Below are 16,960 nucleotides of genomic sequence, written 5' to 3' on the forward strand. Positions count from 1 at the left end.
CGCGGCCATTGCGGAGAACGGTGGATCTTCAGTGCGGTTTCTGGGCGATTGCGATCATCGATTTGGCCAGGAGCGGAATCCTCCCGACATATTCGAAGTCGACGTCTTCGAAACCTGTTTCGTGCAGCAGCGTGCTCAGCGTTTCCGGAGACCAGAATTTGATATGGCCATGGTCCTTGAGAGGCATGAAATGGTCGTCCATCTTTCCGCTTACGGCCAAGGCCAGATTTTTCCAGTAACCGTGAAAAGGCGTCGACATGACCGCGATGCCGCCGGGCCTTACCAGATCATACATGGTGGCCGAGAACGCCTTGGGATCATAAACGTGCTCCACGACCTCGAGGCTGATCACCGCATCGAAGGTCCCGTAGCGGCTGGAAAGATCTTCGTAACCGGAGCCGATTTCCAGCGGCAGATCGGGGTGGGCCGTTCGCGCTTTTGCGATGCCGTCCTCGGACGGATCGACGCCGATGACATCATAGCCTTTTCCCGCAAGCACGGCTGCGGCACCGCCGGCACCGCAACCGAGGTCGAAGACAGACGTTTCGTTTGCCTGGTGAAAACTGTTCTCAAGAACATCGACAACGGCCGGCAAAATATAAGAATGCGCGGTCGCTGGTTTGGCATGCACATAGGTCGTCGCGTCTAGTTCGATAGACATTTTAGCTCCTGGAGAAGTGGGCCCGCCAACCCAATAATACGCAGCACAATCGTACGGCGGACTTTGACGGCAGTGTGGTGTCGTTGTGGTATTAAAGTGATTAGCCGAAGGCGCTCGTGGCAGCTGAGGATATTGTTGACGATATGCGCATTCAGCCGGGCGCGCCGTTGCCTCATGAACCATGTCCGCCGGGCGCTCGCCTTGGTAGATGTCGAAGCCGATTGACAGGGTGCAGGGAAGATGATGAAACGTGCCGCAATTCGGATTTCGTCTGGTCGGGCGGGGGTAAGCAGTCGCTGCTTCGACTCCGATACTGCGGCCATTTGCAGTAAATAGCGTAATGAAATACCCCTTGAGGGTGTGGTCTCAAATAAATCTATTAGTTCTTTTTGGCACTCCTCCAATTATAGGAGGCGGTATTTGTTGTTTTTTGTTAAGGTTATACCAAGATTGAATATGGAATATCCAATTTCGAATTTAAATAACGTGAAACCTCTTCGCATTCATGCCAATATGTGTAGCTTAAAACGTCCCTGTCACAATTAGCCTAGTGCGAGCGCATGGCGGATATGAAGCAGAATCTCACTTGCAGACAAGCCCTCGCCGGCGCATTCCAGGCTTTGTCCGATGAGGCCGTCAAGGCTGGCTGGCCGGAGGGCGATGTCGCCCTCGCGCTTGCTGAGCTCGCCGAGGAGCAGGTGATCGAGGTAACCGCCAAGGTGATCATGGAAGGCTCCATTCACCCGCAGCTCGCCGCCGCCGGCCGCCACGGCAGCTGATCTCACAGCAATAATCCCGCCGTCTTCGCCGCCGTGATGAAAGAAGCCTGTGCGGCGCGCGGGCTGCGTAGCCCGTCGAGCGCATCCAGGCAATGCTGGCGCGCAACGCGATAGTCGCGCCCACGCTTGTTCGGCCATCGTTTCAAATATTCGACGGCTTCCCAAACGGTGGAAACGATCAGGCTGCGGTTTTGAGAAACGACCCGGACCGGGGAGGGAAAGCGTATTTCAGTCAACGTCTGCACTCGCTCATTCCTGCTGCAAACGCGCCTAAAACGCGCGGGGCGAAATTTTGTTCCCGAATTTTGTTCTGTGGAAATTTGCATAGTTGCTAAAGTTCGGGCCCTCGCGCATAATCATCTTTGCCGGTTGCGGAGGGCGGCCGGCAATGCAAGCGTGGATGCGTTTGCCCTCGGAGGGAATGCGGCGTGATGTTACGATCATCAATTCATCCGCATGATTTGCCGTTGTTTTCGGAAGATCTCGATCTGTTGTCCCAGGTGCTCGACAAGGTCTGCGACGAACGCGGCCTCGCCAGGACGACACCCGAGGCCGAGCGGATCGGTGCGGTCATCATTCAGCTCTACAAGCAGGGCGTGAAGGACGGCGGCAAACTCGCCGATCTCGCCAAGACCTATCTCTGACGCTCAGTTCTGCTCGATCGAGACACCGTTCTTGCCGATGCTCATCTCGATCCCCTGCGGCTTGTTTTCCTCGCGGTAGATATAGGCGCCGAGGCCGATGACGGCGACGACGAGTACGCCGATGATGACGTAGAGACCATTGCTGCGGTTCAAATGACTGCCCCCAAATACCTGATAGGACAGCGGAAACGGCCAAGCACCAGATTGGTTCCGTTAGTCGTCGTTGGCGGCGTTGAGATTCTCCGGCCGGATGCCGTCGTCGCTCATGGTGCGCGCGCGCAGCCGGATGCCGGGGCCGCCTTCATCCTGATTGCCGCTCGACAGGAAGATGATGCCGTGCGCCTCGAGTGTGCTGCGCACATCGAACAGCGCGTGCGGCTCGCCTGCGAATTCGCCGTTTTCCAGCGCCGTCACGGTCTCCACGGGCAAGCCGCTTGCGGCGGCAAGCTCTTCGATACTCATCCCGATCATGGCGCGCGCGCCGCGTATCTGCGTTGCTGTTATCATGGCGGAAAATCTAGCGCATTTACCGCACTTCTCAAGTGGCGCGAGCCGATCAAGCGTCCTTCAATTTCACGCCGAACAGATCGTCGTGCATGCGCTCGACCGCGATCCCCATACCTCCCATGAGAGCGGCCCGGTTACCAAAGCGGCTGATCTCGATGCGCGGCGGGTAGGGCGTGCAGCGCGGCAGGAACCTCCGGATGGCGTCTACGAGTTCCGGTCTGGCGCCGATGCTGCCGCCGGTGATCACCAGTTCGGGATCGAGAGTCGCTCCGATGGCGGCAATGGCGACCGCCACCAGCCTTGCTGTCTCTTCGATTGCGGCGACGGCGCTGGTATCTCCCGCATTGAACGCGGCGAAGAGATCGGCCACGGTGGATGCGTTGCGTCCGCCGAAACCGGTGTAGCGGCGTAACATCGCGACGCTGCCGACCGCGCTCTCAAAGGTTCCGAGCGTAAACCCGCCGGGATCGAAGGCATCTCCGCCGATCGGAAGATAGGCGATTTCGCCGGCCGCGCCACGTGCGCCGCGCAACAGAGCGCCATTGGCGATGATGCCCATGCCGACGCCTGTCCCGAGCGCGACGAACGCAAAATTGCCGGTTTCGACACCGTGTCCCTGCCATTTCTCCCCTTGCGCGGCGAGGTTGACGTCATTTTCGACGATGACAGGTATGCCCATTCTGTCGCTGAAGACCTGCCGCAGATTTATCGCGTCGATGCCGGGGATATTCGGCGCCACATTGATATGGCCGGTGGCCGGATCGAGCACGCCGGGGCTGCCGAGAACGACGAGACGGAGCTTGCCGGCGGTCGTTCCGGCGGCAAGCGCGAGTTCACCGATCACGTCGCTGAACTGATTGACGAGATGCATTCCGCCGCGCGGATCGGTCGCTACTTTGGTTTCGGCAACGATGTTGCCCAGCAGATCGCAGATCGCCGCGGCGATCTTGGTGCCGCCGAGATCGATGGAGACGGCCAGACCCGCCCTGGCATTGAGTTCATAGGTAATCGCATTGCGGCCCGGGCGGCCATCGGTCCGGCCGACAGGTTTCAGCCATCCGTCATCCTCGAGGTCGCGCACGACATCGGAAATCGTCTGTTTCGACAGGCCGGTCAGCTTGGCAATATCGGCGCGGGAGATCGACCCGCTCGCCAACACGGTGCGGATCACCGCATTGGTCGAGATTTTTCGCGCGATGGGAGTCTGCGTGGCAGAAGGTGTCGGTGGCATCCGGCTAACTCGTTCCAATTAGTTCGGAGCATATACCTAATTAAGGGTTGCCATTGACCCGCAACAATCGCGAAAACGAGGTATGCGCTTCAACTTCGTCATCTTATTGCATTTCAGTACACCCAAGGCGGCAATTTGTCTATGTCCTTGACAAATGGGAGGTCGGCTGTAGGCTGATCTCAACGCGCAATGAAATGCGCGATGAAATAAAGAGGGTTGAAGACAAGTATGCGCCACCCGCATCGTCTGGATAGCCGCGCGCCAGCCAAGGTCGCCCGAGGAGGAGCAGGCCCAGGCTCGTGCCTCTATTTTTCTCTCTCGCCTTCTGCAGCGGCTTCAACTTGGCTGCGGGGGGATTATCCATGATGAAGCCCTCGACCGATGGACAGCTTGCCGCCGAAGAAGGCGTTTTACTGCCTGTCATGGCGCCACGCCTTCAGGCGGATGTTCATCCGGGCGGATATGCCGATCTCGCTCTGTGGGGCGCCGGCAGTCTGGGGCGTGTCAGATTTTCTGCCATCGGTGGCCCTTATACCTATGCTCCGAACCGAATGGTCTCCGGACATGGCGGCATATTTGTCGCGCAGTCGCTGCCGGTGATGTTGATCAGCGGCGTGCGCCTTCAGGGCGTATATCCGGCGCGTCGTTGCGCCTGGTGGCATGAGCCGGATGGGCAAGGCGCGAGGGCAAAAGTCACCCGGACCCATCATCGGCAGACTGCCGAAATGGGCTGGGGTGTGCTCATCGTGGAGGTTCTCGGTTCCGATTTGCGGATTGCCGTCGGCGCCTCGAGAGACGAAGCCGAGAAGGCTCTCAGCCTCACCAGCGGCGCGATCATTGCCGAAGCCGCCGAATATGCCGCGCGTTGCGATCTGGCGCCCGACGCCGACCCGCTGATGCGCAGCATGGTCAGCCAGGGCATCCATGCCGCCCTTTCCAGCATCCGGCGCGACGAAAACGGTGCCTTCGCCGGTCTCGCCGCGGGGCAGGCCTATAGCGCTCCAGCGCGGACCTATTATCGCGATGGCTATTGGACGATGCAGCCGCTTCTGACGCTTGCACCGGAGGCGGTGCGCGACGAGATCCGGCTGCTCGCCAAGGGGGTGCAGCCGGATGGAGAAGCCCCGAGCGGGGTGATCTTGACCGGGCCTGCGCAGTCAGAGGCGTGGCAGCGCTTTGTCGAAGACAGCAAGGCCAATCCCAAAACCCATAAAAAGGCCGTTCCGGAATACCACAACCGTCCGCAAGACTGGTGGAGCGATCACTTCGACAGCCCGCTCTTCTTCATTCTTTTTATTGACGACTATTTCAGCGCAACAAAGGACCTAGCCGAGGTACAGGCACATTGGCCAACGGTCAGGGCAATTGCGGATCGTTATTTCGGCCTGGCCGGTCCTGACAGCGTTCTGCCGCTGAAACCGCGCAATGACCGGGACTGGGCCGACAACGTCTATCGCGAGGGTCTGGTCTCCTATGATCTCGGTCTTTTCGTCGGCGCCATGGACGCTGTGGCAAGGCTTGGGGAAGGGCACGATCCGGCTCTTGCCGAACGCGCAGGCAAGGTCGCGAATCTGGCCCGCCAGGAAATCGAGGCCAAACTCTTCGTTCCGGCAACGGGAGGATATGTCGACTATGGAATGCCTGGCGCTTTTGTCGAGGATCATCTGGCTCTCGACAGCCTGACCTTGTCGCGATTCGCAGCAATTTCAGGCACGAAGGTCGTTGGCTTGCTGAGAGCCTTTGAAAGCAAATTGGAAACGCGCAACAATCAGCAGCAGCCCTATGGCAGCTGGGGGGTGATGTGCGCCTATCCGCCCTTCAAACGGCCAGGCGATCTGCGATCCAAGACGGCTTTTCCCTACCGCTACCATAATGGTTCGGACTGGCCTTATTGGGATGGCGCCTATGCCGAAGAACGCCTTCGCCACGGGCTCGGAGGCGCACGTTACGCGCTGACGCGCTGGTGGCAAACCTGCCTCGACAATGGCTGGATCGGTGCAGTGGAATATTTCTCGCCGCCGTACGGGCGCGGCTCCCTGCTTCAGGGCTGGAGCGCCATGCCGGCGGCAGTCGTTTTGAAATATGGACTTGACGCCGCAAATGCGGAGCCAATCTCATGAGCATGACGGTTCGGTCGGTTCTACTCAGATCCCTTATCGATCCGCATGGCGAAGGCGACGGAGCCGTCCCGTTCGAGTTCGGAAAAGCCAAGGTGACGGTAGAAACCTCTGGCGCGTTCATTGTTTGGATCGACACCGAGATGCACCGCTGCGACCCCGTGATTGCGAAGCGCTTCAAGCTCGGTGCTGATCATCCGGCGCCCCCAGCCGCCTGCCTGAAGTCCGGGAAGAATGTTGATATGGAGATGCGCCGGGTAATCGTCTTGAAGCCACGTCGTTCCGCTGCGCGGATTTTGAATTCGTTCGATCACGTCGGCGTCGCGCGGACGCGTGGGCGTCAGCCCGGCGATCTCTCGGCGGACGAACGGCCACCAGTTTGCCTCAAGGGTTTTGTCGAACCCGCCGGTATTGGGCACCCCGACGACATAACCGACCGGCCGGTCGCCCTGAACGAGAACAAAGGCAAAGTCCCTGGCAAACTTGAGATAGGGTACCGACCAGATGTAACCGGGCAGATGCGGGTCGCTGTAAAGCGTGCTGGCATCCTCGCCGCCGTTGGCGGTTTTCAGGCAGATGTCGAAAAGAGCCTCGGTATCGGCTTCAATCGCCGGGCGGATGAAGCAGTTGCTGTCCATCGCTTTGCCACCTCCTGCGTGGCGCTTTGTCATTCTGGATCGCGAGAGGGGCTGATGCATTGACGATTACCTCAGATTCGCCAGCCAGGCAAAGCTCTGGGGAAGAAAACGTTCGGCCGGCGCCAGGCGCGAGGTGCGGACGGGGAGTGGAGAATAAACCAAATGAGGTGGAGCAGATGAACAGAACCGTGAAATCGATCAGCATACTGCCGGCATACCGATTGAAAGCAGCTGTCGCGCTCGCCGGCGCGGCGCTTATGAGTTTCGGCCTTTCCGCCGCCCGCGCCGACGATCTGGCGGTGTGGGACGACCAAACCTTTGAGGGCCAGAGCGCGGTCATCGAGCAACTGAATAAGGAGTTCGAAGCCGCACATCCCGGCGTCACGATCAAACGCACCGCCCGCACCTTCGATGACATGAAGCTGACGCTGAAACTTGCGGTTTCGGCAGGCGACGGGCCCGTCATCACCAAAGTCAACCAGGGCGCCGGCGACATGGGCGCGATGGTCAAGGAAGGATTGCTTCTGCCGGTTGACGAGTACATCAAGAAATATGGCTGGGATAAGCGGCAGTCGGACTCCGTGCTGGCCAGAGACCGCTGGGAGGGGACGAAATTCGGGGTCGGCAAGACCTACGGCATATCGGGTCTCGGCGAAATCGTCGGCCTTTATTACAATAAGAAGATCCTCGACGAGGCGGGCGTGGCGCTGCCGAAGACTTTCGAGGAGCTTCTGGCCGATCTCGACAAGCTCAAGGAAAAAGGCGTTGCGCCCTTCATGATGGGCTCGGCCAAGCAGCATCTCGCCCTGCACATGATCGGCGCTATCGATCAGGCGCATATCGACGCGGCCAATCGCGCCGAGCTTGACGACCTGATCTACGGCAAGGGCGGCTCCTGGAACACCAAGGGGAACATCGAATCGGCCAAACTCGTGCAGCAATGGGCACAGGGCGGCTATTTTTATCCCGGCTTCGAGGGCATCTCGGGTGACGACGCAGTCCAGCTGTTCATATCAGGGCAGGGCGCATTCCTGATCTCCGGAACCTGGTACTTCGGCGACATGCAAAACAATCCGGATATCGGCTTCATGGCAATTCCCGCTCCGAAGGGCGTTTCCAAGCCCATGAGCGTCGGCGGCGTGGATCTTGCCTGGGCGATAACCAGCCTTGCCAAAGACAAGGCGAAGCAGGACCTGGCCGGCGAGTACATCGACTATATGGTGTCTGAAAAGGCCGCGGAAAGCTGGGCCGCGGCAGGCTATCTTCCTGCAACATCGCTGCCGGCGGATGCAAAGCCGAAGCTCACGCCGCTCCTGACCTCCGGCATCGAGATGTGGAAGACGCTCAATGCCAACGATGCGCTTGGCCACTACCCCGATTGGTCGAGCCCGACGATGCTCAAGACAATCGACGACAACACGCCGCTTCTCTTGTCCGGCAAGATCACGCCCGAAGCCTTTGTCGATGCCATGGACAAGGACTATCAGGCCTACTTGAAGGATAAGAAATAAGAAGTGCGGACGCCGGTTGCGATGCCCTCGGGCGGTCCGGCCGGCGTCCCGCTCATCACGCTGAATGAGCGTTGCGAGCTTGCGGCTTGCTGCGCGATGACCAGAGCTTTGGCTTCAGGGAGTACTGGATGAAACGCTCCGCACTGGATGGAACGCAACAGACCAATTTCATCTATTTATTGCCTGGATTGCTGCTCTATGGGGCGTTTGTCTTTGGGCCGATTGTCGCAGCTCTGGGTTTGAGCCTGACCAGCTGGGACGGCCTGACCATGCCCAGATGGGTTGGCCTCGGCAATTACGCCGATCTCTTTTCCGACAGCCGTTTTTACATTGCCTTGCGCAACAATGCCGAGCTCATGATCTTCTACTGCGTCCTGCCGCTCGTGCTCGGTATAACGCTTGCCGCCTGTGTCTGGAATCTGAAGCAGCGCGAACAGCTCGCCCTCAGAACCTTCCTGTTCCTGCCTTACATCATGCCGACTGCCGTGTTGGGCATCATCTGGGCATGGCTCTACAATCCGGCATTCGGCCCGTTCAATCAGTTTCTAAGAGCGGTGGGATTGGGCAGGTTCGCATTGCCTTGGCTCGGAGATTTCAACTTTGTGCTTCCCGCGGTCGGGATCGTTGCCACATGGTATTTCTTCGGTTTTTGCATGGTCATTTTCCTCACCGGAATTCAGCGCATCGACCCGTCTCTTTTCGACGCCGCCAAGGTCGACGGCGCGTCGGCGCGAAAGACCTTTTTCTGGATAACGCTGCCGCTTCTGATGCCTGAGATCAGGGTGGTTTTGCTTCTGACCGTTATAGCCTCGATCAAAAGCTTCGACCTGATTTTCACGATGACCCGCGGCGGGCCGGCGAATGCGACGCTCGTGCCGAATATCTACATGTACCAGCTCGGCTTCGAACTCAATCGCTTCGGCGCCGCGGCCGCCATCGCCATCGTCGGCGCCTTGCTGACATTCGCAATCAATTTTGCAATTCACCGGCTGGTGGGCTCCAGAAGCAAAGGATTGGCTTGATGAGCCGTTCGTCCAACATCCCCGCCGCGCTGTTCCTTCGCATTGTCCTCTGGCTTCTGGCTTTCGTCACGATCACGCCGTTCCTGCTGCTGTTGCTGACCTCGATAAAGAGCAAGGCTGACGTTCTGAAAGGCGCATTCGCCCTTCCGGCCTATCCGCATTTCGAAAATTACCTCGATGCCTGGAATGCCGGGCATTTCAATATTTACTTCTGGAATTCGATCGTCGTCGTCATACCCGTCGTTGCCGCAAGTGTCTTTCTGGGCCTGCTGACCGGTTTTGCCTTCGCCTACCTGTCATTTCCGCTGCGGCGCACGCTGTTCGCGATCCTGACGCTCGGCATGATGGTGCCGGCGGAGGCCTTCATCATCCCGCTTTATTATGAAATGCGCTATCTTGGGCTGATCAATACCTATGCGGCTCTCATCATCCCGCAGATCGCGATGTCGATACCCTTCTCGACGATCTTCCTCGCCAGTGCGATGCAGCAACTGCCGGAGGAGGTTCTCGAAGCGGCGGTTCTCGATGGCGCCGGACGCTTCTATATCCTGCGCAAGATCGTTATCCCGCTGATGGTGCCGGCAATGTCGACGCTGGCGCTGTTCTTGTTCATCTGGACCTGGAACGAATTTCTCATTCCGTTCATCCTTGTGAATGACGACGCCTATCGGACGCTGCCCCTCGGCATGCTGTTTTTCCAGGGGCGATACACCGTCAACACGCCGGTTCTGACCGCCGGCGCGGTGATCGTCATTGCCCCGCTCATTCTGACCTATCTGGTTTTCCAGCGGCGGTTCATCGCCGGCTTGACGGCAGGCGCGACGAAATAGACTGCGACGTGCTCGCGGTTATGGCCTCCGGCCGCGCTTATGACGCACTTCCAGCGCCGTAGGCGCTATTGTCTCTGGTTGCGCTTATAACGCACTTCAAGCGCCGCGCAGCCCCAGACCGTGCCGAGCAGCAGGTAGACATGGCGCCAGTGATCGATATCGATGACGTTGCCGATCGTGGCGTGGCCGAGAACCGAGATCCAGGCAATCATCAAAAAGGGCTGCCACGGCCGGTCGAGCAGCAGGTATCGGAAGCCGAGCGCCAGCGTCCAGACAAGCATGCCGACATAGGTGACGAAGCCGAGCCAGCCATAGGTGGTCAGCGATTTCAGCCAGATATTGTGCTCGTCCTCGGGAAACATCGTGCCGAACACCAGCGGCCCGATGCCGAGCGGCCGCTCCATCATCATGGTGAAGCCGATCCGGTGACGCTCGAAGCGGCCGAGATGCTCGCCGTCATATTGCTGCACCAGTTGGGCGCGCGCCGAAAACAGTTCGGCGACCTTCGGGATCTGCAGCGCCACCAGCAGTGAGCCGACCAGCATGATGATCGCCGCCAGCGACAGTACCAGCACCCTGAGACGAAAGGCGCCGCTGCGCTCCTTGAGCAGCATGATGAAGATCAGGAGCGCCACGCCGAGCGCGAAGAGCCCCCAGGCGGCGCGGGAAAAAGACAGGAAGATGCCGAGCGCAAGCACCAGCAGGGCGGCAGCCTTCAGCGGCGATTTCTTCAGGTCGCCGACCAGGATGCCGTGGACGAGATAGAGCGACGGCGGCACCAGGAAGGGGCCGAAGACGTTCGGATCCTGGAAGGCGCCCTTGGCGCGGTCATAGAGGGTGAAGATCTCCGCGCCCGGAAAGGCGTGGAAATAACCGAGTATGCCGAGTGCTGAGGTGGCGACCGCGGCGAAGGTCCAGGCGTTGAAGATCAGCGGCAGCCGCTTGTGGCTGTCCTCGATAATCGCCGCGTAGAAGACCGCCGTCAGCGCCAGGAAGGTCGAGACCGCGATATACATCGGCCCGGTCGCCAGATCCTTCATCTGCGTCAGCGACAGCATGCCGCCGATATTGAAGGTGAGCAGCAGCGCAAGCAGCGGCGCCACGCCGCGCGAAATCCTGAGGCCCAGGATGAACCAGAGGCCGATCAGCCCGGCCATCCAGAGTTCGTAGGGCGCCGGCTCGTCAATCACGAAACCGGAAAGGAAAACACCGAAGGCGACGAAGGCCGAGCCGATCAGGCGCAGCGTCATCCGCTGCGGCTGGGCGACACGGGGATATGTCGCCTCGATCGCGCTCAATAAGCGTTTTCCGTGTTGAGCAACCGGATCGGCGTCAGGAACAGGATCTTGAGATCGAACCAGAGCGACCAGTTCTCGATGTAATAGAGATCGTAGGCGGTGCGGAACTTGATCTTCTCGTCATTGTCCACTTCGCCGCGCCAGCCGTTGATCTGCGCCCAGCCGGTGACGCCGGGCTTGACGCGATGGCGAGCGAAATAACCCTCGACGACATCGCCGAAGGCGCGGTCGCGGGCCTGGGCGAGAACGGCATGCGGGCGGGGGCCGACCAGCGAGAGCTCGCCCCGCAGCACGTTGAAAAGCTGCGGCAGTTCGTCGATCGAGGTTTTGCGGATGAAGCGGCCGACGCGGGTGACGCGCGGATCGCCCTTGGTCACCGCGGCCTTGCCCGTGGGATCGGCCATATTGGTGTACATCGAGCGGAACTTGAAGACGTTGATGATTTCGTTGTTGAAGCCGTGGCGCTTCTGCATGAAGAAAACAGGGCCTTCGGAGGTCGCCTTGATGGCGATGGCGGTCGCGACCATCAGCGGCCAGAGCAGCGCCAGCGCGATCAGCGTGAAGAAGATGTCGAAGCCGCGCTTGGCGACGGAATCCCAGTCGCGGATCGGCTTCTTGAAAATGTCGAGCATCGGCACCGAGCCGACATGCGAATAGGCGCGCGGCCGGAAGCGCAGCCGGTTGGCATGCGCGGCAAGGCGGATATCGACCGGCAGAACCCAGAGCTTCTTCAAAAGATCGTAGATGCGTGCCTCGGCCGACAGCGGCAGAGCGATGATCAGCATGTCGATCCGTGTCAGCCGCACGAATTCGACCAGTTCGGCCACGGTGCCGAGCTTCGGGTAACCGGCGACCATGATCGGCGAGCGCTTTTCGCCGCGATCGTCGAAAATGCCGCAGATGCGGATGTCGTTGTCATCCTGCTGTTCGAGGATGCGGATCAGTTCCTTGGCCGGCTCGCCGCCGCCGACGATGACGGCGCGGCGCTCCATGATGCCGTTGCGCGCCCAGTTGCGGATGCCGTAGGCGACCAGGAAACGCTCGGCCGCAAGGAAGAGCGCGCCAGCCGCGAACCAGGGCAGATAGGCGTCGGCGATCATCGCCCATGTGCTGCCGCGAACCAGCGTAAACAGGCCGACGGTCAGGAGAAGCGCGATCGTCCACGATGCCAGGATGCGCGGGATCAGCCGCAGCTTGGCCCGAAGTGCCGGAATGGTGTAGCTGTCGGCAAGCTGCAGGCCGATGACTGTTAAGGCCGAGGCAACCGTCGCCATGCCTGTCCGCACCAGCGCTGAATCATTGCCGTCGCCGGGCCAGAAATAATGCACGATCAGGGCAATCGCGAAGAGCGCCAGGAATTCCAGCAGCCGCAATTGCCCGATGATGATCACGGGCGAATTGGTTCCGTCGCGGAACTGTTCGGCGATCTGCCGGGCATAGGGGTTGATTTCGGTCGGGTCGGACGGTTTTTCCTGACCCGCGTCGCCGCGCGCCTCGATGTCGGAGACCTGCTTGCGCAGAGCGTCCACGTTGAATTGATCGCCTCTTTCCAGCTTGTTCATGGGGCTTTTCGCTCGTTGTCAGCAAGCGAATACCAGAAAGCCCCTAAGAAATATTTACAGGGCGGCGGGCATTGTTCGGCCGGCAGCGGGCTCGACGAGTTCGTGGTATAATTTCAGGACATCGCGTGCCATGACGGCCGAGGAAAACACCGCCTTCACCGCCTCGGGCTTCGGCATCGTCCTGGCGTGCCAGTCGGGCGTGCTCAGCGTTTCCGCCATGACGCGGGCGAGATCGTCGGAATTTCCCGCCTCCACAAGGGCTGCGCTGTCGGCGCCGAGCACTTCGGGAATGCCGCCGACACGGCTGGCGATGATCGTCTTGCCGGCGCCGAGCCCCTCGAGCACGATATAGGGCATGGCTTCGGCGCGCGAGGGAACGACGAGGTTCTGCGCCATGGAGAAGGCTTCATGGACCCGCATCGCCGGCAGCATGCCGATGCGCTTGCCGAGGCCGCGTTCGACCATCATTTCGCGGTAGCGGTCGCGATCCGGTCCGTCGCCGATCATCAGCGCCGACAGCGGCCGGCCGAGCAGCCGTTCGGTTTTGGCGAAGGCATCGACAAACAGATCGGGACCCTTGAGGTCCCGGAGCATTCCGACATAGATGAAATGCACGGCATCCGAGCGGGTGGGGATCGGCTCGAAATCGCGCTCGGCGATGCCGTTGTAGATCAGTCTCGTCTTCGTCCGCGGCTTACCCACCTTGCGCGCATAGGTGTCGCGCTCATATTCGCAGATGAAGACCAGCGCATCGGTGAAATATTCCTGCAGGCGCTCCATCCTGAGGACGAACTGTCCACTGAACGAGGAACGCGAATAATGCAGGCTTCCGCCATGCGCGGTATAGAGGCGGGCTACGCGATACCTGTTCACCCGCAACGCTGAGCCGGCAAGTCGCGCGAGCACGCCGCCTTTGGCGCCGTGTCCGTGCAGCACATCCGGCCGCAAACTTTTGATTTTCTTGTATGTATCCCACATCGTCGCAATATCGGACGGGCTGATCGAACGCCGGATCGGCACCCGTGTCAGACCAAGCGACAGATAGGGTCTTATATCGTCGAACAGGCTGTCCTCGTACTCGCCGCCGGTCGAGCTGTCGCAGAGGATGCCGATATGATGACCGGCCTTGCTGTGCTCCTCGACGAGATCGCGGACATGGCGGAAAATCCCGCCGACCGGCGATCTGAAGCAATGGAGGATGCGGAGCGGCTTCTGTGTTGCCATCGCTCAGAAGAGCCGTTCGCGAACGTAGATCGTGTCGCCGGCGATGATCGGCCCCGATATGTTGATGCGGCCGGTCAGCACCTGTCCGTTGATCTTGCGGGTGACGTCGACCATGCTCTGGTTGGCGCGGCTGGTGAAGCCGCCGGCGACCGCAATGGCATTTTGCACCGTCATGCCGGGGACATAGGCGTATTGGCCGGGTTGGCCGACTTCGCCCATGAGGAAGATCGAACGGTAGCGATCGACATCGATGGTGACGTCGGGATCGCGAAGATAGCCCTGCTGCAGTTTCTGGGCGATCTGCCCCGAGAGTTGCTGCAGGGTTCGGCCGCGGGCAGGGACCTGGCCGATAAGGGGGAAAGCGATATAGCCGGCCTGATCCACCGTATAGGTGTTGGTCAGGCTCTGCTGGTCGAAAACGGTAACGCGCAACCGGTCGCCGCTATCCAGCGTATAGGGCTGAATGGTCGCCTCGTTGAACGCCTTCGGAGCCGGCTTGTACGTCGTGCAGCCGCCCAATGCCGCCGTCATGGCTGCAAGGCTCAGGGCCAAAAGGATCTTGGGCTGGACGACAGACATCCGTTGGTGCTCACAGAAAATGAACTCGGTAGAGCCGTTATCGATCCGTTAGGGTTAATGCCCGGTAAAGGCCGCTTGCAATTTCCCACTATCCTTTGGCGGCGGTTGCTCATTACTCGGCAGGATTACCATTAACCGTTGAGTTACCATGGTCGTTTACGCTTGCGGCACCTTTGTTGTGGAGTAACAGCATGTCCGGCGTAGCGCGTGATCAGGATGTGGACATCGACCTCGGCCAGCTGGTCCGCGCCGTTTGGGCGCGCCGGCTCAGGATTCTGGCGATCACGCTTGCGGGGGCGGGCGTCGCCTTTACAGGCGCCAAGATCATGTCGCCGCAATATCGCAGCGAAACACGTATTCTGATCGAACCCCGCGCGCCGGCCTTCGCCAGCACCCAGCAGGTCAACGACGCCGGCGCCGGCCCGCTGATGGACGAGCTGAATATCGCCAGCCAGGTGCAGCTGCTGCAATCGGCCGATCTCCTGAAGAAGGTGATCAACGATCTGAAGCTCTACAACCTGCCGGAATTCGACGATGCCGCCAACGGCTCGGCGATGAGCAGCATTCTGGTGAAGCTGCACCTGAAGAAGAATCCGATGGAGAACCCGCCGGAAGAGCGGGTGATCGACGCTTTCGTCGAGCGCCTGCAGGTCTATCAGGTGCCGGGTTCACGCGTCATCGGCGTCAGCTTCACCTCGAAGGACCCGAAGCTCGCTGCCGCCATTCCGAACGCCATGGCCAATGTCTATCTTTCGACCCAGAGCGGCGCCAAGCTCGATTCCAATTCGGAAGCGACGCGCTGGCTGGAGCCGGAGATCGAGGGCCTGCGCCGCAAGGTCAGCGAAGCCGAGAAGAAGGTCGCCGAATACCGCACCTCGCACGGGCTGCTGCAGACCAACGGCACCACCACCTTTCCGGCCCAGCAGCTGAACGACATCTCCGCCGAGCTGACCCGCGTGCGCGGCGACAAGGCCAATGCCGAGGCGAGGGCGCAGGCAGTGCGCAATGCGCTGTCTTCGGGCGAGGCCTCCGACACGCTGCCCGACATCATGTCCTCCCAGGCGATCCAGCGGCTGAAAGCGACGGAATCCGGCCTGCAGTCGCAGATCTCGGATCTGCAGACCAGCCTTCTCAACAATCATCCGCGGCTGAAAAGCCTGCGCGCCCAGCTCGCCGATATCCGCACCCAGATCCGCCAGGAGACCCAGAAAATCCTGACGAGCATCGAAAACGAGTCCAAGGTCGCCGATCTGAGGGCCAGCGAGCTTGAGCGCCAGTCGGACACGGTGCAGGCCAACAGCGCCCGCGCCGGTGAGGACGAGGTCGGCCTCAATGCGCTGGAGCGCGAGGCGACCGCCCAGCGGCAGCTGCTCGAAACCTATCTGGTGCGCTACCGCGAGGCCGCCTCCCGCGCCGACAGCAATTCGAGCCCGGCCGACGCCCGCATCGTTTCCAAGGCCATCGAGCCGGTCGATCCCTATTTCCCGAAGGTGGTGCCGATCGTCGTCGTCGCTGCCGTCGCGACGCTGATCCTGAGCGCCATCGTCACCATGCTGGCCGAACTCTTCAGCGGCCGGGCTCTCCGTCCTGTCGATGTGTCCCCTGAGACGATCGAAGCGGAAAGGCTCGTCGAGGAGAGGGATGCGCCGCAGGCCGCTCCGGTTGTCGCAGCCCCTAGAAAGCCCGCCCAGCCGAGCATGCTCGCGATCGTCGGTGATGACGATACGATCGAAGACGTGCCGGTTGCCGAGGAGCCGCCGGAGGACGACAATGAATTCTCCGTCGCCTCCGTTGCGGATTATCTCACGGGCAGTCGTGCGCCGCTGGCAATCGCCATATCCCCGACCGGTGACAATGGCTCGGCGGCGACGGTTTTGCTGACCCGCATGCTCGCCGACGCCGGCCGCCGCGTCATCCTGATCGACATGACCGGTTCCGGTCATCCCACGGAACTGATGGCCGAGGACCAGGCCGCTCCAGGTGTTACCGATCTGCTGTGCGGCGAGGCCGCCTTCGGCGACACCATTCACGGCGACCGCCTTTCCGACGCCCACCTGATCCCCCAGGGCCGGAGCGATGTGCGCCGCGCCATGCGCGGTGTCGACCGGCTGTCGCTGCTGATCGACGCGCTTGCCGCCGCCTATGACCTCGTGGTGGTCGAATGCGGTTCGGCCGATGTCGCCGGTGTCTCGCGGCTGACGCGCAGCCGCGATGTCGAGATCATTCTCTCCCTGCCGGAGATCGAGGAGACGATCTTCGTGACCCTGATGACGGAATTCCAGGCCGCGGGCTACGAGCGCGTCGTGCTGATGTCGGGTGGGGAAGGGGGCGAGCAGACGCTCGGCCAGGCGGCCTGA

At 60.6% G+C, this 16,960-nt stretch carries 17 protein-coding genes; 7 read left to right on the forward strand and 10 right to left on the reverse strand.

Features of this window, described 5'->3' with window-relative positions; all coding sequences use genetic code 11:
• Positions 1-28: 28 nt before the first annotated feature.
• Positions 29-661: a class I SAM-dependent methyltransferase gene (locus AF337_RS23335; RefSeq protein ID WP_049734010.1), complete on the reverse strand. Its 633-nt coding sequence runs from the start codon at positions 659-661 to the stop codon at positions 29-31.
• A 560-nt stretch (positions 662-1,221) separates the two neighbouring features.
• On the opposite strand from AF337_RS23335, the gene AF337_RS23340 reads away from it, so the two are divergent.
• Positions 1,222-1,440: a hypothetical protein gene (locus AF337_RS23340; RefSeq protein ID WP_049734011.1), complete on the forward strand. Its 219-nt coding sequence runs from the start codon at positions 1,222-1,224 to the stop codon at positions 1,438-1,440.
• A gap of 2 nt (positions 1,441-1,442) precedes the next feature.
• On the opposite strand, the gene AF337_RS23345 is transcribed toward AF337_RS23340, so the two are convergent.
• Positions 1,443-1,676, reverse strand: a complete 234-nt coding sequence (locus tag AF337_RS23345; RefSeq protein WP_049734145.1) for a DUF982 domain-containing protein — start codon at positions 1,674-1,676, stop codon at positions 1,443-1,445.
• Between the two features lie 195 nt (positions 1,677-1,871).
• Here AF337_RS23345 and AF337_RS23350 point away from each other — a divergent pair, with 195 nt between their 5' ends.
• Complete coding sequence (locus AF337_RS23350) at positions 1,872-2,084, forward strand: hypothetical protein (protein WP_049734012.1); 213 nt, start codon at positions 1,872-1,874, stop codon at positions 2,082-2,084.
• A 3-nt stretch (positions 2,085-2,087) separates the two neighbouring features.
• On the opposite strand, the gene AF337_RS43760 is transcribed toward AF337_RS23350, so the two are convergent.
• From AF337_RS43760 to AF337_RS23360, 3 genes are read right to left on the reverse strand one after another with little or no spacing between them, the layout of a single operon-like run.
• Positions 2,088-2,237 carry a hypothetical protein gene (locus tag AF337_RS43760; protein WP_167347793.1) on the reverse strand — a complete coding sequence of 50 codons (150 nt, stop codon included), beginning with the start codon at positions 2,235-2,237 and terminating at the stop codon, positions 2,088-2,090.
• A gap of 60 nt (positions 2,238-2,297) precedes the next feature.
• Positions 2,298-2,591 (reverse strand): helix-turn-helix domain-containing protein, encoded by a 294-nt coding sequence (locus AF337_RS23355; protein ID WP_049734013.1) that lies wholly within the window; start codon positions 2,589-2,591, stop codon positions 2,298-2,300.
• A 49-nt stretch (positions 2,592-2,640) separates the two neighbouring features.
• Complete coding sequence (locus tag AF337_RS23360; RefSeq protein WP_049734014.1) at positions 2,641-3,822, reverse strand: ROK family transcriptional regulator; 1,182 nt, start codon at positions 3,820-3,822, stop codon at positions 2,641-2,643.
• Between the two features lie 362 nt (positions 3,823-4,184).
• On the opposite strand from AF337_RS23360, the gene AF337_RS23365 reads away from it, so the two are divergent.
• Positions 4,185-5,942, forward strand: a complete 1,758-nt coding sequence (locus AF337_RS23365) for a glucosidase family protein (protein ID WP_049734015.1) — start codon at positions 4,185-4,187, stop codon at positions 5,940-5,942.
• Positions 5,943-5,962: 20 nt separating this feature from the next.
• Here the strand turns inward: AF337_RS23365 and AF337_RS23370 are convergent, their stop codons facing one another.
• Positions 5,963-6,577, reverse strand: a complete 615-nt coding sequence (locus AF337_RS23370; protein WP_049734016.1) for a GNAT family N-acetyltransferase — start codon at positions 6,575-6,577, stop codon at positions 5,963-5,965.
• Positions 6,578-6,753: 176 nt separating this feature from the next.
• On the opposite strand from AF337_RS23370, the gene AF337_RS23375 reads away from it, so the two are divergent.
• The 3 genes from AF337_RS23375 to AF337_RS23385 all read left to right on the forward strand — a co-directional run bounded on the left by AF337_RS23375 (position 6,754) and on the right by AF337_RS23385 (position 9,940).
• A complete protein-coding gene (locus AF337_RS23375; protein WP_049734017.1) occupies positions 6,754-8,088 on the forward strand; it encodes an extracellular solute-binding protein in 1,335 nt (444 codons plus the stop codon).
• A 128-nt stretch (positions 8,089-8,216) separates the two neighbouring features.
• On the forward strand, positions 8,217-9,110 hold the full coding sequence (locus tag AF337_RS23380; RefSeq protein WP_049734018.1) for a carbohydrate ABC transporter permease: 894 nt from the start codon (positions 8,217-8,219) through the stop codon (positions 9,108-9,110).
• Positions 9,110-9,940 carry a carbohydrate ABC transporter permease gene (locus tag AF337_RS23385; RefSeq protein ID WP_049734019.1) on the forward strand — a complete coding sequence of 277 codons (831 nt, stop codon included), beginning with the start codon at positions 9,110-9,112 and terminating at the stop codon, positions 9,938-9,940. The genes AF337_RS23380 and AF337_RS23385 overlap by 1 nt, the downstream gene beginning before the upstream one ends.
• Positions 9,941-10,005: 65 nt before the next feature.
• Here AF337_RS23385 and AF337_RS23390 read toward each other — a convergent pair whose 3' ends face one another.
• From AF337_RS23390 to AF337_RS23405, 4 genes are read right to left on the reverse strand one after another with little or no spacing between them, the layout of a single operon-like run.
• Positions 10,006-11,238 carry an O-antigen ligase family protein gene (locus AF337_RS23390; protein ID WP_049734020.1) on the reverse strand — a complete coding sequence of 411 codons (1,233 nt, stop codon included), beginning with the start codon at positions 11,236-11,238 and terminating at the stop codon, positions 10,006-10,008.
• Positions 11,235-12,800 (reverse strand): undecaprenyl-phosphate glucose phosphotransferase, encoded by a 1,566-nt coding sequence (locus tag AF337_RS23395; RefSeq protein ID WP_049734021.1) that lies wholly within the window; start codon positions 12,798-12,800, stop codon positions 11,235-11,237. The genes AF337_RS23390 and AF337_RS23395 overlap by 4 nt, the downstream gene beginning before the upstream one ends.
• 54 nt (positions 12,801-12,854) lie before the next feature.
• On the reverse strand, positions 12,855-14,024 hold the full coding sequence (locus AF337_RS23400; protein ID WP_049734022.1) for a glycosyltransferase family 4 protein: 1,170 nt from the start codon (positions 14,022-14,024) through the stop codon (positions 12,855-12,857).
• A 3-nt stretch (positions 14,025-14,027) separates the two neighbouring features.
• Complete coding sequence (locus tag AF337_RS23405; protein WP_003573986.1) at positions 14,028-14,603, reverse strand: polysaccharide biosynthesis/export family protein; 576 nt, start codon at positions 14,601-14,603, stop codon at positions 14,028-14,030.
• Between the two features lie 191 nt (positions 14,604-14,794).
• On the opposite strand from AF337_RS23405, the gene AF337_RS23410 reads away from it, so the two are divergent.
• Positions 14,795-16,960, forward strand: coding sequence for a GumC family protein (locus AF337_RS23410; protein WP_049734023.1), 2,166 nt, complete (start codon positions 14,795-14,797; stop codon positions 16,958-16,960).

Origin of the sequence: Rhizobium ecuadorense (assembly GCF_001187535.1) — a bacterium.
In the GTDB taxonomy this organism is placed as follows: domain Bacteria; phylum Pseudomonadota; class Alphaproteobacteria; order Rhizobiales; family Rhizobiaceae; genus Rhizobium; species Rhizobium ecuadorense.

Excerpts from the sequence above, each read along its gene's own strand:
- AF337_RS23370 (WP_049734016.1), bottom strand. The coding sequence starts at position 6,577 with ATGGACAGCAACTGCTTCATCCGCCCGGCGATTGAAGCCGATACCGAG.
- AF337_RS23400 (WP_049734022.1), bottom strand. The coding sequence starts at position 14,024 with ATGGCAACACAGAAGCCGCTCCGCATCCTCCATTGCTTCAGATCGCCG.
- AF337_RS23380 (WP_049734018.1), top strand. The coding sequence starts at position 8,217 with ATGAAACGCTCCGCACTGGATGGAACGCAACAGACCAATTTCATCTAT.
- AF337_RS23360 (WP_049734014.1), bottom strand. The coding sequence starts at position 3,822 with ATGCCACCGACACCTTCTGCCACGCAGACTCCCATCGCGCGAAAAATC.
- AF337_RS23405 (WP_003573986.1), bottom strand. The coding sequence starts at position 14,603 with ATGTCTGTCGTCCAGCCCAAGATCCTTTTGGCCCTGAGCCTTGCAGCC.
- AF337_RS23355 (WP_049734013.1), bottom strand. The coding sequence starts at position 2,591 with ATGATAACAGCAACGCAGATACGCGGCGCGCGCGCCATGATCGGGATG.
- AF337_RS23375 (WP_049734017.1), top strand. The coding sequence starts at position 6,754 with ATGAACAGAACCGTGAAATCGATCAGCATACTGCCGGCATACCGATTG.
- AF337_RS23365 (WP_049734015.1), top strand. The coding sequence starts at position 4,185 with ATGATGAAGCCCTCGACCGATGGACAGCTTGCCGCCGAAGAAGGCGTT.
- AF337_RS23385 (WP_049734019.1), top strand. The coding sequence starts at position 9,110 with ATGAGCCGTTCGTCCAACATCCCCGCCGCGCTGTTCCTTCGCATTGTC.
- AF337_RS23410 (WP_049734023.1), top strand. The coding sequence starts at position 14,795 with ATGTCCGGCGTAGCGCGTGATCAGGATGTGGACATCGACCTCGGCCAG.
- AF337_RS23335 (WP_049734010.1), bottom strand. The coding sequence starts at position 661 with ATGTCTATCGAACTAGACGCGACGACCTATGTGCATGCCAAACCAGCG.
- AF337_RS23350 (WP_049734012.1), top strand. The coding sequence starts at position 1,872 with ATGTTACGATCATCAATTCATCCGCATGATTTGCCGTTGTTTTCGGAA.
- AF337_RS23340 (WP_049734011.1), top strand. The coding sequence starts at position 1,222 with ATGGCGGATATGAAGCAGAATCTCACTTGCAGACAAGCCCTCGCCGGC.
- AF337_RS23395 (WP_049734021.1), bottom strand. The coding sequence starts at position 12,800 with ATGAACAAGCTGGAAAGAGGCGATCAATTCAACGTGGACGCTCTGCGC.